The following is a 14,436-nucleotide window of genomic DNA, read 5'->3' as shown; positions in this document are numbered from 1 at the left end:
TCTTGACCCAGCTCGGCCCCACCATCACCAGCGAAGGCATCCGCTTCGCCGCATGGTCCTCGTCGGCAAGACGGCTCTGGGTTTCGATCTTTGACGAGCAGGGAAACCGCGAACTCGATCGTCTCGAGCTGGCGTCGGAAGGCAACGGCGTCCATTCACTCTTTGTCTCCGGCCTGGCCGCGGGCGCGCGCTATGGCCTGCGCGCCGATGGCGACTATGCGCCCGAGCGGGGGCTGTGGTTCGACCCCGACAAGTTGCTCACCGATCCCTACGCCGTCGAAATCGACCGGGCCTACGCCTATCACTGGCGGCTCGCCGCGCGGCGCAATGAGGGCGCCGACACCGCGTCGCTGATGCCCAAGGCCGTGACCAAGGCCTCGCCCACGGCTCCACCGATCCTGCCGCCCCTGTTTCGCCCGGGCGGCCTGATCTACGAACTGAACGTCCGCGCTTTCACCAAGCTGCATCCGGATGTACCGCAAGAAAAGCGCGGCACGATCGCCGCTCTTGCCCATCCGGCCATCATCGAGCATCTGCAAAGGCTCGGCGTCTCCGCCGTGGAACTGATGCCGATCACGGCCTCCATCGACGAGCGGCATCTGCCGCCGCTCGGCCTGAGCAACGCCTGGGGCTACAATCCCGTCACCTTCATGGCGCTCGACCCGCGCCTCGCGCCCGGCGGCCTGACGGAATTGCAGGACACGGTCGCCGCGTTGCGCCGGGCCGGCATCGGCACCATTCTCGACCTGGTCTTCAACCACACCGGCGAAAGCGACAGGCTGGGGCCGACGCTCTCGCTGCGCGGCCTCGACAATAAGGCCTACTATCGGCACCGGCCGGATGGCGGGCTGGTTAATGACACGGGCACCGGCAACACGATCGCTTGCGACCATCCGGTGATGCGGGAAATGGTGCTCGACACACTTCGTCACTTCGTTCGCCAGGCCGGTGTCGACGGCTTCCGTTTCGATCTGGCCCCGGTGCTGGGCCGGGTCGATGGTGCCTTCGATCCGGAAGCGCCGCTGCTCCAGGCCATCACCCATGATGCGGTGCTTTACGACCGCGTGCTGATCGCCGAGCCTTGGGACATCGGGGCAAACGGCTATCAACTCGGCAATTTCCGGCCGCCTTTCCTTGAATGGAACGACCGCTATCGCGACGATGTCAGACGCTTCTGGCGCGGCGATGCCGGCATGGTCGGTGCTCTCGCAACGCGCCTTGCTGGTTCGTCCGACGTGTTTAACAGGGCAGGGGAGCCGGCAAGCCGCGGCGTGAATTTTATCGCCGCCCATGACGGCATGACGCTGGCTGACATCGTCGCCTATGAGCGCAAGCACAACGCGGCCAATGGCGAGCAGGACCGCGACGGCCATAACGAGAACCTGTCCTGGAACAATGGCGTCGAAGGCGAGACGGACGACGCGGCGATCGTCAAGGCCCGTTTCGACGACCAGCGCGCTCTGCTCGCCACGCTCTTCGCCTCGCGCGGCACCATCATGCTGACCGCGGGCGATGAATTCGGTCGCACCCAGAAGGGCAACAACAACGCCTACGCACAAGACAACCCCACCACCTGGCTTGACTGGGCAGGCCGCGATCAAGCGTTGGAGCATTACGCATGGACGCTCGGAGCCCTTCGCCAGGCGGTGCCGGCATTGTCGGACACGCGTTTCCTGACCGGAGAACCGATTGAGGCTTCAGGCGTTCCCGACGTCGCCTGGCTGACCGAGACCGGTGAGCCGCTCGACGCGACCGACTGGAACGACACCAGCCGGCATCGCCTCGTCATGCTGCTTGGCGGCGAGGAACGCAGGCTTGCCGTCCTGATCAATGGCGACCGCCGCCAATGCGTCTTCACCTTGCCGGCGCGGGAAGGTTTTCGATGGCATCCGGCGATCGAAACGCACGTGACTGACCTTGCGCGCCCGCTGCCGGGGCGCAGCGTCAATTTCGTGATCGAGAGCCGAACCGGAAACGGCGGCGTCAGGAAGGGTTCGTGATGACCGGTGAGAGTTTGGGGCAGGGAGCCGAATGGTGGCGCGGCTGCGTCATCTACCAGGTCTATCCGCGCTCTTTTCAGGACACGACCGGTGATGGCAGCGGCGATCTCGGCGGCATTACGTCAAGGCTCGCTTATATCGCCTCGCTCGGCGTCGACGCTGTCTGGCTGTCGCCCTTCTTCAAGTCGCCGATGGCCGACATGGGCTATGATGTATCGGATTATCGCGACGTCGACCCGATGTTCGGCACATTGGCCGATTTTGATGCGCTGGTCGCCGAAGCCCACCGGCTCGGCCTGAAGATCATCATCGACCAGGTGCTGTCGCATTCATCCGACAAGCATGAATGGTTCATCGAAAGCCGGGCCAGCCGCGATAATGCCAAGGCCGACTGGTACGTCTGGGCCGATGCGAAGCCCGACGGCGGCGCGCCCAACAACTGGCTGTCGGTCTTCGGGGGGCCGTCCTGGGAATGGGACGCGACCCGCCGCCAATATTACATGCATAATTTCCTCGCCTCGCAGCCAGACCTCAATTTCCACAACCCGGAAGTCCAGGATGCGTTGCTTGACACGGTGCGGTTCTGGCTCGATCGCGGTGTCGACGGCTTCCGGCTCGACACGGTCAATTACTATGTCCACGACCGCTGGCTGCGCGGCAATCCGCCCTTGGCCTCGAGCGTCGCCGGCACCAACACGGAGACCAACACCTACCTCTATCAGGAGCATCTGTTCGACAAGACCCAGCCCGAAAACCTGGCATTCCTGCGGCGCTTCCGCGCGTTGCTCGACGAATATGGCGACCGCGCCGCCGTCGGCGAAATCGGCGACGAGGGCCGCTCGCTGCAGACGCTCGCCGCCTACACCTCCGGCGGCGACAAGCTTCAGATGAGCTACACTTTCGACCTGCTGGGTTCGCAGTTTTCGGCGGCGCATGTGCGTGGCTGCGTCGAGGCCTTCGAAAGCGCGGTGGCCGACGGCTGGGTTTGCTGGGCGTTTTCCAACCATGACGTGGTCCGCCATGTCAGCCGCTGGATGCGGCCTGCTGGCGATCCCGATCTTGTGGCCAAATTCTCGATCATGCTGCTCGCCTGTCTGCGCGGCTCGATCTGCCTCTATCAGGGCGAGGAACTCGGCCTTGAGGAGGCGGAGCTTGCCTACGAGGATCTGCGCGATCCGGTCGGCATCCGCTTCTGGCCCGGCGTGAAGGGCAGGGATGGTTGCCGCACGCCGATGGTCTGGGAGGCCGACGCCGACAATGCGGGCTTCTCCACTGCAAAACCCTGGCTGCCTGTGCCGGCAAGCCATCGCGCCCGCGCGGTCAATATGCAGATCGGCGACGAGCAATCGGTGCTGTCGGCCTACTGCTCGGCGCTTGCCTTGCGCAAACAGCATCCGGCGCTGGTCGGCGGCTCGATCCGCTTTCTCGATACCGAGGGCGACGTGCTCGCCTTCATCCGCGAAGGTGGCGGGGAGAGGTTGATCTGTGTCTTCAATTTCGCTGAGGAGCCGGCGACCTTGCCGTTGGTGGGTGATATCGGACCCGTCACGGCTGTCTTCGGCGGGACCGCTTCTGTCGAGGAAAACACCCTCTCGCTGCCAACTCTCGGCTGCTTTCTCGGTCGGCTCGACTGATTGGCACTTCGGTTGTGGCTAGGCGGTCCTACTGAACGAGCACCGCCCGGCCGCAGGTCGCGCCGGTGACGCGCACGTCGGCCTGGCCGACACGCACACCAAGGGCTCCGAGCAAATTGTAAACCAACTCGTCGACCGGCGCCGCCACGCCGTTCAAGAGCGCAACCACTGCCGGCCGCACGGTGGAAAGCAAGGTATTCAGATTCAGCAGCGGCAAGCCCAGCAAATTGGTCGTCAGCGACAGATCAGTGATCAGGGAGGTCGTCAAAGACTGTGTCAGGTTTTGCGTGGAGACTGTCTTTATCGTTTTGGCGTCGATGTCGGCCTTGTTGAAGGTCAATGCGGTCGGCGCGTTGTTGGCCATTTCAAATGCCGCTGAGCCCGTCACTGAAAGTAGATTGATCAGAAGACTGACCTTTGCGATTTCAGTGTCGGAGAACGATTCCGGTTTGGTGAAATCGGCAAAGCCGGAGCTACTGCTGTCGGCCAAATGCGCTTCCACAACACCGGGGCGGGCAGAAACGGTGACCTTGATGCTGTCGGGACCCGTAGGACAGCTTATGTCGGTGAGTTTGGCTTCGGCGTAGGCGACTTCCACATGCAGTGGCAGGTTGACCGACACCAGAGTAATGCCCCCACCGACATTGCCGCCTGCGCCGCCGACTGTCGCGGCTACTTTGATGCGCGTCTGGGCGGTCCGCACGACAGTGCCGATACCATCGATCGCCAGCCAGGGCGAGGACTGCATCGGCTCGCCGATGGCGATGCTGAGTTTGGTGGAGAGCAGCCCCGGGATGGTGGCGCCGAGATCGATCGCGGCCTGGTTGGTACCGTTGGCGAGCACGGCGGCTGCCGTCAGCATGCCCATGGCGCTTGCGTCTACCCCAAGCCCGGACGGCTGTTGGCCGAGGCCCAGGCTGCCGACCGAACCAAGGTCGACAAGGCTGCTGAGCGGGATCTTGACGGTGCTGGTCGATTTGGAGGCGATGGTCTGCAGGGCGACCTTGGCCGTATTGCCGAGGCCGGGAACATTGGCCATGGCGGTAGCGATCTGGCCGACCGTCGCCTTCGATGCCAGAACGTCGGAATAGGTACCGGCCGTGATGTTCAGTTGCGTGGCGAGCGCACTGATGAAGGAAAGCACGCTCACATCCGCCGAGATCAGCCCGTTGTAGTCCATGACGCTGAGCGAGATGTTGCCGCCGAGAAGTCCGCTCAAAAGTGCGTTGAGGATGCCGCCATTGACGCTGAGCAACCGCGATCCGACCGAGAACGTCGCCAGCGGCGTCATGCTGGCCGTGGCCTGGGTGCCGATGACGGGAGTGGGGATCAGCGAACTTGCGAAATAGCGGTTCGGAATCTTTGCCAAAGTGACGCGGACGGCATTGTAAGGCGTCACACCCGCCTGGAAGCGCTGGCTGACATTGGCGGTCGATGAGGCATATCGGCCCTGCGTGACCGTCACCACCGTTTTGCCGGTGGCCGGGGCAATGGTCTGGCCCGAAGCTTGAACGACGACGCCCGGCATGCCGTTGTCGGTCAGTGTGGTGACGACCGCGGTGTTGACGTTGTTGATGTTCGAGGCGGCGGTAATCGCCGCCAGGTCGACCATCGCCTGGGCTTCCCGGCGCTCGGTATAGATGGAGGCTTCGTCAATGGCCACAGCCGCCAATGCCAATGCGACCGGCGCGCTCAATGCGGTCATGACGGCGAAGTTCGCCTTCCTGTCTCCCATCATCGACCGTGCAAGCCGGTCGATACCCTTGCCCGCCCGCCGCAGCATTCAGATACCCCCGACCCTGATCGTTGACTGACGCTTGATGGTCGTCCCTGGCATGGCTATGCCGGGGAACAGGTTCCAGATCGGCAGGTTGCGGGCATCGTAGGAGATGGACACCACGAACTGGCTTCCGTCGGCGATGCTGTCGTTGGCCTGGTAGGTCAGTTTGCTGGCGTCCACGAAGGGGTAGCCGCCGGCATTGTTGGTGAGATAGCTGGCCACGAGCGTCTGCCGCTCGGTCTGGTTCACCCCAGCGATGGCTGTTCGGGCAGCGTCGGCTGCAATTTGCTGGATCGAATTGGCGGCGCCAAAATAGATGCCGTACGCAACCATTCCGAGCAGAAGAAGGATGAAAAGCGGGGACAGCAAAGCGAACTCGACCGCTGAAGTTCCCGAATTGTTTGATCGGAACCGGCGCCTTCGAGCCTCGAAAATGGGGTGGTGAACCATGGCACCAGCATGCCCAAATTCGCATGCAGAAAGCGAAAACTCTGGGTGCAACCAAAGGGTGCGGTCGATTGAAAACGAATCTCTAATTTAGCCGTTGCTTTCTCTACAATGGGGATTGACTTAGGGTCAATCAGTACTCGGTTGAAAAGAGCTTACCTCCTGTCTAGTCTCCTGCCACCAGCCGCCGGAGGGAACCGGGGGCGCGCTCAAAGGAGCCAGTCATCGGCTTCGGGGCGTCAACACGTAAGGCGCGCCGATGGCAGCGCCGACAGGGAGAACTTCATGCTGAAAAACATGCTGAAGGCGACGGTATTCGCCACCACCATGGCCGTAACCGCCGGCGCATTCTACACGCCGGCTTTCGCGGAGAGTGTCTATAACAGGGGCACCGCCGCTGAATCGGAGTCGGTCGATCCGCACAAGACCTCGACGGTCTATGAAGCCAATGTGCTGCGTGACCTGTTCCAGGGATTGGTCATGCAGGACCAGAAGGCGAACCTCATTCCGGGCGCGGCCGAAAGCTGGACGGTATCGGATGACGGCACCGTCTACACCTTCAAGCTGCGCAAGGACGGCATGTGGTCGGACGGCAGCCCGGTGACGGCGGAGGACTTCGTCTATGCCTTCCACAGGCTGGAAGATCCGGCGACCGGCGCCGAATACGCCTCGATGCTGTATCCGGTTAAGGGCGCGGAGGACGTCAACACCAAGAAGGGCAAGCCCGAGGACATGGGTGTCAAGGCGATCGACGCCGGCACCCTGGAGGTGACGCTGAAGGCGCCGACGCCCTACTTCCTGGAGATGCTGACCCATCAGGCGACCTATCCGGTCAGCAAGGCCTCGATTGAAAAGCTTGGCGCCGACTGGATCAAGCCCGGCAATCTGGTTTCGAACGGCGCCTATACGCTGGCCGAATGGGTTCCCAACGACCACATGAAACTGGTCAAGAATCCCAAGTTCTGGGACGCCGCGACTGTCAAGTTCGACGTCGTCAACTACATTCCGACCGAGGATCGTTCGTCGGCGATGAAGCGCTTCGAGGCCGGCGAACTCGACAGCTATGACGATCTGCCGACCGAACAGCTCGCCGACCTCAAGACGAAGTTCGGCGACCAGATCCATGTCGGGCCGTATCTCGGCACCTACTATTATGCCATCAAGACCGACAAGGCGCCGTGGAACAACCCCGAACTGCGTAACGCCATCTCGATGGCGATCGACCGTGATTTCATCGCCGAGAAGGTCTGGCAGAATTCGATGCTGCCCGGCTATTCGATGGTGCCCCCCGGCATCGAGGGCTACACGCCCGCAATGGCCAAATACGCCGACATGCCGCAGATCGACCGCGAGGACGCGGCCAAGAAGATCCTCGAGAAGCTTGGCTACACCCCCGAACATCCGCTGAAGATGGAAATCCGCTACAACACCTCGGAAAACCACAAGAACACGGCAGTGGCGATCCAGGAACAATTGAAGCCGCTTGGCGTCGACGTCACGCTGCTCAACACCGACACCAAGACCCACTACTCCTTCCTCGAGCAGAAGGGCGACTATGACGTGGCGCGTGCCGCCTGGATTGCCGACTATAAGGATCCAGAGACCTTCCTCGGTATCACGCGCAAGGCCAGCGGCAACAACTATTCCAACTACAACAGCCCGCAATACGAAGCGGCAATGGACAAGGCCGCGGCCGCCGGCGGCAAGCCCGAAGAGCGCATGAAGGACCTCTCAGCGGCCGAGCGCATCCTCATCGACGATGTCGGCCAGATCCCGCTTCTCTACTACAGCTACCACGACATCGTTTCCTCGAAGCTGCATGGCTTCGTCGACAATGTGATGGACGTGCATCCGTCGCGCTTCGTCAGCAAGGATTGATCCCTGGCCAAGCCGCCGCGCTCTAAAGAGCGCGGCGGTGCTGGTTTGCCATCGCATCGGCCCGGGAAGCGGAAATCGATTTTCGGAAGAATCCGGTGTGAAGATTTGAAGGCTGGAGCGCAATCGTCCGAGTGGAAGGGCGTGCTCTGGATCAAGTGGGGCACCGATGCTGCGATACGTATTCCGGCGGCTTTTGACCGCCATCCCGACGCTGTTCGTCATCGTGACGATGGCGTTCTTCCTGATGCGCGTCGCGCCGGGCGGTCCATTCAACCAGGAGCGGGGGCTGAGCCCAGAGATCAAGGCCAACTTGGAAGCCCAGTTCGGCCTCAACGATCCGCTCTGGCTGCAATATGTCCATTATCTCGGCAATCTGCTGCGCGGCAATTTCGGCCCGAGCTACAACATGCCGGATTTCACCGTCACCGAACTGTTTGCCAAGGGCCTGCCCATTTCCGTGCAGCTCGGAGCCTCGGCGCTGATCCTGGCGCTGCTGCTCGGCAGCGTGCTCGGCACCATCGCCGCGCTCAACCAGAACAAGCTTGGCGACTATACGGTGATTGCCCTGGCGACCGCCGGCAGCACCATCCCGACCTTCGTCATCGCGCCGGTGATCCAGCTTGTCTTCGGGCTGACCTGGAGGCTGCTGCCGATCGGCGGCTGGGGTGACGGCGCCTTCATCAACAAGGTCGGCCCGGTGCTGACACTTGCCTTGCCGCAAATCGCCATCGTTGCCCGGCTGATGCGCGGCTCGATGATCGAATCGCTGCGATCCCATCATATCCGAACGGCGCGCGCGCTCGGCCTTTCCGACTGGTCGGTGGTGGTCAAGCACGCGTTGCGCGGCGCCATCCTGCCGATCGTCTCCTTCACCGGCCCGGCGGCGGCGGCACTGCTGACCGGCTCGGTCATCGTCGAGACGATCTTCTCCATTCCCGGCGTCGGCCGCTATTTCGTCGATGCCGCGCTCAACCGCGATTATACGCTGGTGATGGGAACGGTGGTGGTGATCGCCATTTTTACCATCGTCTTCAACCTGATCGTCGACGTCATGTACGCGGTCGTCGACCCGAGGGTGCGCTATGACTGACATCGCAGCCACGGCCCCCGCAATCGTTGGTCGCTCGCTTTGGGGCGATGCCTGGGCGCGCCTCAAGGCCAATCGCGCCGCCATGTTCAGCCTCTACTACCTCGTTCTGATTGGGATCATCAGCGTCTTTGGCCCGTGGTTCGTGCCGCATCAATACACGACCATCTACGCCGACTACGTGCGCATGCCGCCAAGCCTCTCGGCCTATCCGAAACCCGATATGATCGAGACCGCGCTCACTGAAGCGATCAAGCGCATGCGGGTCGACATCAACGAGTGGCATCAGGAGGGGAGCCAGGTCTTCGTCACGGTCAAGTCGACCAAGCCGATCGACGACCGCAACATCCGCTACCTCGACCGGTCCGATGCCTTCGACGACACCAAGATCGAAAACAAGTCGCCCGACGGCCTCGAAGTGACGATGAGCGCATCGGTCAAGCAGCAGTATTTCCTGTTCGGCACCGACAATACCGGCCGCGATCTTCTCTCCCGCACGCTGATGGCCGGGCGCATATCGCTGGCCATCGGTCTGCTGGCCGGTGTCGTGGCGGTGGTGATCGGCGTGATCTACGGCGCCGCCGCCGGCTTTTCCGGCGGCAAGGTCGATGAAGTGATGATGCGCATCGTCGACGTGCTCTATTCCTTGCCGTTCATCTTCTTCGTCATCATGCTGGTGGTGTTCTTCGGCCGCAACTTCGTGCTGATGTTCCTGGCGGTCGGTGCCGTGCTGTGGCTCGACATGGCGCGCATCGTGCGCGGCCAGGCGCTGTCGATTCGCCGGCAGGAATATGTCCAGGCGGCGGAAGCCATGGGCATTGGCCAGCGTGGCATCCTGATCCGCCATGTCATCCCGAACCTGCTTGGCCCAGTGGTGATCTACATGACACTGCTGGTGCCGCAGGTCATCATCCTGGAGAGCTTCCTGTCGTTCCTCGGGCTTGGTATCCAGGAGCCGATGACCAGCTGGGGCGTGCTGATCTCGGTCGGCGCCAAGAACATCGGCACCGCCAACTGGCTGCTCCTGTTTCCCGCCTTCTTTCTGGTCTCGACGCTGTTCGCCTTGAATTTCGTCGGCGACGGCCTGCGCGACGCGCTCGACCCACGGGATCGATAAAGATGGGGACCGCTGAAATGGCTGCTTCCGAAACGATCCTCAGCGTCAAGGACCTTCGCGTCCGCTTCCGCACGCTCGACGGTACGGTCGAAGCGGTCAAGGGAATCAACATCCACGTCAACGCGGGCGAAACGGTTGCCGTGGTCGGCGAGTCCGGTTCCGGCAAGAGCCAGACGATGATGGCGGCGATGAGCCTGCTGGCCTCCAATGGCGAAGCGTCGGGCCATGTCGACTATCGCGGCCGCAACCTGCTGACCCTGAGCAAGTCCGAGCTGAACAAGGTCCGCGGCCGCAAGATCAGCATGATCTTCCAGGAACCGATGACTTCGCTCGATCCGCTCTATTCGATCGGCAACCAGCTGATCGAGCCGATCCGCCGCCATCGGGGCCTGAGCGCTGCCGCAGCGCATGAAGAGGCGCTCAAGCTGCTGCGGCTCGTGCATATTCCCGATCCGGAGCGACGGATGAAATCCTATCCGCACGAAATGTCCGGCGGCCAACGCCAGCGCGTGATGATCGCGATGGCGCTCGCCAATGACCCCGACATCCTGATCGCCGACGAGCCGACGACGGCGCTTGACGTCACCATCCAGGCGCAGATCCTGATGCTTTTGGCCGAACTGCAGCGCAAGCTCGGCATGGCGATCGTCTTCATCACCCATGACCTCGGTATCGTCCGGCGCTTTGCCGACCGTGTCTATGTCATGCGCCAGGGCGAGGTGGTCGAGGAAGGCGAGGCGGAAGCCATTTTTGCCAATCCGCGGCACGCCTACACCAAAATGCTGCTGGCGGCCGAGCCGACGGGAACCAAGGCGCCGCCGCCAGCCGATGCGCCGGTGGTGCTCGAAGGTAGGAATGTCGAAGTCACATTCAGGATCGGCGGTGGGTTTCTGGCCGGCGAACCGCTGATGCTGCGGGCCGTCGATCACATCTCGATCCGGCTGCAGCGCAACCAGACGATCGGCATTGTCGGCGAATCCGGCTCGGGCAAGTCGACGCTCGGCCGCGCCTTGCTGCGGTTGCTGCCGAGCGATGGGCTCATTCAGTTCGGCGATCGCGACATCTCCACTGCCGACCGGCAGCAGATGCGGCCGCTGCGGCGCCAGATGCAACTTGTCTTCCAGGATCCGTTCGGCTCGCTGTCGCCGCGCATGACCGTCGGTCAGGTCGTCACCGAAGGGCTGCTGGTGCATGAGCCCAACCTTTCAGGAAAGCAGCGCGACCAGCGCGCGGTCGAGGCCCTGCGCGAGGTCGGCCTCGACCCCAATGCCCGCAACCGCTACCCGCACGAATTTTCCGGCGGACAACGGCAGCGCATCGCCATTGCCCGCGCCATGATTCTGAAGCCGAAGATGGTCGTGCTGGACGAGCCGACATCGGCGCTTGACCGCTCGGTGCAGAAACAGATCGTCGAACTGCTGCGCAAGCTGCAGGCCGACCACGAACTGTCCTACCTCTTCATCAGCCACGATCTGTCGGTCGTGCGCGCCATGGCCGACTACATCATCGTCATGAAGCAAGGCAAGATCGTCGAAGAGGGGCCGACGGAAGAGATCTTCAGCAATCCACGGGCGCCTTATACGCAGACGCTGATGAACGCCGCGATCGACGTCACACGGTTTCGACTGAGCGCGTAAGGCGCCGGCAGGGGCAATTGTCGTGGCGTCGTCTGTCGCTCAGCTCGCGCACTTGCGTGCGCGCACAGCGACAATGGCATCCTGCTGTCGCTTCAGCCGGTCGATCCTGGCCGTTTCACGGTTGGCGACCGCGGTCTTGACGCGCGATCCGCCCAGCAGCCAGCGCGGCACGCTGGTGTTGGCGACCTTGCCGCGGGTGATCGCCGTCTGCGAGATGTCGCGCGCGCTGCTTCCCAGCGCACTGTTGAGGTCGCTACAGCTCATGCTCTCGTATTTGGCCGGATTGGCCGTCCTGCCGATCGATGAGCATCCGGCAGCCATGAAGGCCGCAGCCAGAAGAGCGGGTGCCGACCTTGTCCTTGAAATCAAACTCATGCGCGCGTCCGGCCCGGCCGTTTTTGCCGCCTCCCCGATCTTCATCGATCAACCTAGCGCTGATAGCCAATTCGTCAAAGTTTCACCGGCCGGCCAGTGCTCGCGTTCTGCACTGGCTATCGGCCAATTATCGCTGTCGGAATTTTTACGCTGCTTGGGCGGCCAATTCGGTCATGAAGTCACAACCGCCGAGCATCATCTGGGCAATGTCGGTCGCATTGTCGTCGACATGCGCCGTCACCAGCACAATCCCCCCGCCAATACTTGGCCGCTCGGGTCTTCTGGCGGCCGCTACAATGGCTTCGAGCAATCCGCCAAGGCCGCCGCAGAACACGCTGGCCAAGGCTATTGCCGATAGGCCGGTCGGGAAAAGGTTGATGTCGTAAACAGCAACGGCGCCGAGACACGCCAACAGCCCGGCGGCAGCGCCCAGCATGACACCCGGAGACCTCAGGACATCGATTTCGTCACGATAGGGCCCGATAATGGCGACCTGTACGCGCGGAACCCCGGCCGCCAACAGGTCGCCGGCAATCCGCGCCGCTTCGGCATGGGATTCGAAAAGCTTACTGATTGTTGGCATGGTTACTCGGACATCGCGTCCGTCAGCGTGTCGGTAACGAAGGATGCGGCGATCAGATCGTCGCCGTCGATGCGGCCTCGCCCGCCTTCAATCACGGCCGCTACCTTTTGGAAGGTCTTCATTTCACCCTCGGTGATCTGAGCGTGTTGCATTCTGGTTTTGAGGCTATCTATGCGCATCCCCAACACATGGGATGTTACAGTCTCATGGTTCGACATGGTGGTGCTCATCCATTCCCGCTTCGCTTGGTTTTCCCGCGCCCGATCTCGAACTTGGGCCGAGCGGAAACGTTCCCAGGGCAGGGCTTCGGTCGGGCGGAGGTCGGACCTAAGTCTGGGCCTGGAACGCATTGGTCTTGCCAAGCGGGCCGGCCGGAACAGTCGCTCTTCGTCACCGTTGTCTGCTGCAATACCGGAGGAATTTGATGGAGAAGAGTGTTGGTCAGGCGCGCTGGTTGCTCGCACCGATTTTCGCGGTTGCCATCACCTTCATGGTGGCTGGAATAGTCCTCAGCTAATCTCTTGGCACATTAGCGCAGCCCAGTTCTTTCCCAGGCCGATAGGCTTCGTGAGCGAGCATGGATCTGGCGAACCCTGAAGTCTTGGCCAGGCCAGCTCAAATGACCTGGTCACCGAGCAGAATTCCCGCGACGCTTCCGAGCGGTATGGGAGATTCGAAGTTGAAACGATCGCTTCGCATGGCTGCATTTCAGCCGCGGGCGAGAACTCGAAGCTATTCGCATGAAACGCGCGCGAGCGTGCTGGGCAAAGTCACCTGGTGGCCGGGCTCGCGAGAGCCGGGCCACCAGTTGGGCATCAGTAACCGCCGTTTTCCATTACCACCGGATGATGGTGACGGTGGTGGGTGGAAACGGAGCTGGTGACGACGACTGCATTCCGATCGTGATGCCGCCGGCCATGGTCATAGAACGCCACTGTCCCGTGGTGTCGGTGATGCAGGCGCTGGCCTTCCTCATTGATGATCCTGACGTTGTGGTGGTGCCGATGGTGGGTCCTGATGACGACGTCGGCCTCGGCTGCCGAAGCCAAAGCGGGCAATCCCATTGAAAGCGCCAAAGCGCACATGATCATTGTTTTCATTGCAAGTTCTCCAACTGCTTTGATTAGCCCTTCGTTGGTTACAACTGCTGCTGATCCCTTTGGTTCCGGTTCCCCGGGGGACAGCCGCACGCAAGCGAAGGGCTGGCTATCGCGTCGCCACGATTGGCAAAGAGGAGGCTTGCTTCCGGCCATCTGCCCAGGCGGCGGCAAACGTCACCCGCGTTCTGTCACTGCCAGGGAGGAACGCTCTGCCGCAATTGTTAAGACAGTTCGCCCACCTGTCGCCAGATCCCCGTCAGGCGACGGAACATTAGGCCGGCCTAACAGTTCTTCCCGCAGCGGACATCACGGTTTGGTGTTCGCTGAAGATCAGCAGGCAAAGGCTGATCGGCCCGCGTCCTCCGCCAGAGGCGCGGGCTTCACCAGGCAACAGGAGTGAGATTATGAACAACATCATTTGGCTTGTGGGAGCGGTGGTCGTCGTCATAGCGGTATTGAGCTTTTTCGGCCTGCGTTAAACGCCTGCATATGAGGGCAGGGACTTCGTGGCCCATGCCCCCAAAGAGGAACGAATCTCGTGTCCGTTCCCTAGGAACAGGCATCATCTTGGACAAGGCTCTATCTCTGGTGAATCTCGGGTGGGGCGCCAAAGTCGGGATGCGCTAACACATTGTTTTTTCTGGTCGGAGTGGCAGGATTTGAACCTGCGACCCCCTCGTCCCGAACGAGGTGCGCTACCAGGCTGCGCTACACTCCGTGACCAGATCGCGGGCTTATAGCCGCCACACATCGTTCCTGCAAGCGGCAATGGCAGCCCTTCTGTCGCATTTCGTCCGC

Annotated in this window: 12 protein-coding genes and 1 tRNA gene; 6 read left to right on the top strand and 7 right to left on the bottom strand. The window is 62.0% G+C overall.

Annotated features, from left to right (window positions below; translation table 11 throughout):
• Nucleotides 1-2 precede the first annotated feature (2 nt).
• Nucleotides 3-2,000 carry a glycogen debranching protein GlgX gene (gene glgX, locus LB555_RS20900; protein WP_224683643.1) on the top strand — a complete coding sequence of 666 codons (1,998 nt, stop codon included), beginning with the start codon at nucleotides 3-5 and terminating at the stop codon, nucleotides 1,998-2,000.
• Entirely contained in the window at nucleotides 2,000-3,634 is a 1,635-nt protein-coding gene (locus tag LB555_RS20895; protein ID WP_224683642.1) for an alpha-glucosidase family protein, read from the top strand. The genes glgX and LB555_RS20895 overlap by 1 nt, the downstream gene beginning before the upstream one ends.
• A 28-nt stretch (nucleotides 3,635-3,662) precedes the next feature.
• Here LB555_RS20895 and LB555_RS20890 read toward each other — a convergent pair whose 3' ends face one another.
• Both LB555_RS20890 and LB555_RS20885 read right to left on the bottom strand, forming a co-directional pair.
• The gene (locus LB555_RS20890) at nucleotides 3,663-5,417 is read right to left on the bottom strand and encodes a TadG family pilus assembly protein (protein WP_140663196.1); all 1,755 of its coding nucleotides are present in this window, start codon (nucleotides 5,415-5,417) and stop codon (nucleotides 3,663-3,665) included.
• Complete coding sequence (locus LB555_RS20885; protein WP_083883080.1) at nucleotides 5,418-5,864, bottom strand: TadE/TadG family type IV pilus assembly protein; 447 nt, start codon at nucleotides 5,862-5,864, stop codon at nucleotides 5,418-5,420.
• Nucleotides 5,865-6,146: 282 nt separating this feature from the next.
• Here LB555_RS20885 and LB555_RS20880 point away from each other — a divergent pair, with 282 nt between their 5' ends.
• From LB555_RS20880 to LB555_RS20865, 4 genes are all read left to right on the top strand, one after another.
• Entirely contained in the window at nucleotides 6,147-7,739 is a 1,593-nt protein-coding gene (locus LB555_RS20880; RefSeq protein ID WP_015318682.1) for a peptide ABC transporter substrate-binding protein, read from the top strand.
• A 166-nt stretch (nucleotides 7,740-7,905) separates the two neighbouring features.
• The gene (locus LB555_RS20875) at nucleotides 7,906-8,829 is read left to right on the top strand and encodes an ABC transporter permease subunit (protein ID WP_015318681.1); all 924 of its coding nucleotides are present in this window, start codon (nucleotides 7,906-7,908) and stop codon (nucleotides 8,827-8,829) included.
• A complete protein-coding gene (locus LB555_RS20870) occupies nucleotides 8,822-9,943 on the top strand; it encodes an ABC transporter permease (protein WP_224683641.1) in 1,122 nt (373 codons plus the stop codon). The genes LB555_RS20875 and LB555_RS20870 overlap by 8 nt, the downstream gene beginning before the upstream one ends.
• A gap of 17 nt (nucleotides 9,944-9,960) precedes the next feature.
• Nucleotides 9,961-11,580: an ABC transporter ATP-binding protein gene (locus tag LB555_RS20865; RefSeq protein ID WP_140788222.1), complete on the top strand. Its 1,620-nt coding sequence runs from the start codon at nucleotides 9,961-9,963 to the stop codon at nucleotides 11,578-11,580.
• A gap of 39 nt (nucleotides 11,581-11,619) precedes the next feature.
• Here the strand turns inward: LB555_RS20865 and LB555_RS20860 are convergent, their stop codons facing one another.
• The 5 genes from LB555_RS20860 to LB555_RS20840 form a co-directional block, all read right to left on the bottom strand.
• Complete coding sequence (locus tag LB555_RS20860) at nucleotides 11,620-11,955, bottom strand: hypothetical protein (RefSeq protein WP_140663192.1); 336 nt, start codon at nucleotides 11,953-11,955, stop codon at nucleotides 11,620-11,622.
• Between the two features lie 145 nt (nucleotides 11,956-12,100).
• A complete protein-coding gene (locus LB555_RS20855) occupies nucleotides 12,101-12,538 on the bottom strand; it encodes a hypothetical protein (RefSeq protein ID WP_015318677.1) in 438 nt (145 codons plus the stop codon).
• A 2-nt stretch (nucleotides 12,539-12,540) separates the two neighbouring features.
• On the bottom strand, nucleotides 12,541-12,756 hold the full coding sequence (locus LB555_RS20850; RefSeq protein ID WP_015318676.1) for a hypothetical protein: 216 nt from the start codon (nucleotides 12,754-12,756) through the stop codon (nucleotides 12,541-12,543).
• Nucleotides 12,757-13,353: 597 nt separating this feature from the next.
• Entirely contained in the window at nucleotides 13,354-13,638 is a 285-nt protein-coding gene (locus LB555_RS20845) for a hypothetical protein (protein ID WP_140663191.1), read from the bottom strand.
• Between the two features lie 641 nt (nucleotides 13,639-14,279).
• Nucleotides 14,280-14,356, bottom strand: a tRNA-Pro gene (locus LB555_RS20840).
• Nucleotides 14,357-14,436 lie beyond the last annotated feature (80 nt).

This window comes from Mesorhizobium sp. BR-1-1-10 (genome assembly GCF_020165595.1).
Lineage (GTDB): Bacteria > Pseudomonadota > Alphaproteobacteria > Rhizobiales > Rhizobiaceae > Mesorhizobium > Mesorhizobium australicum.
Note: the sequence above shows the minus strand (reverse complement) of the source record. Positions and strands in the feature narration are given on the sequence as shown.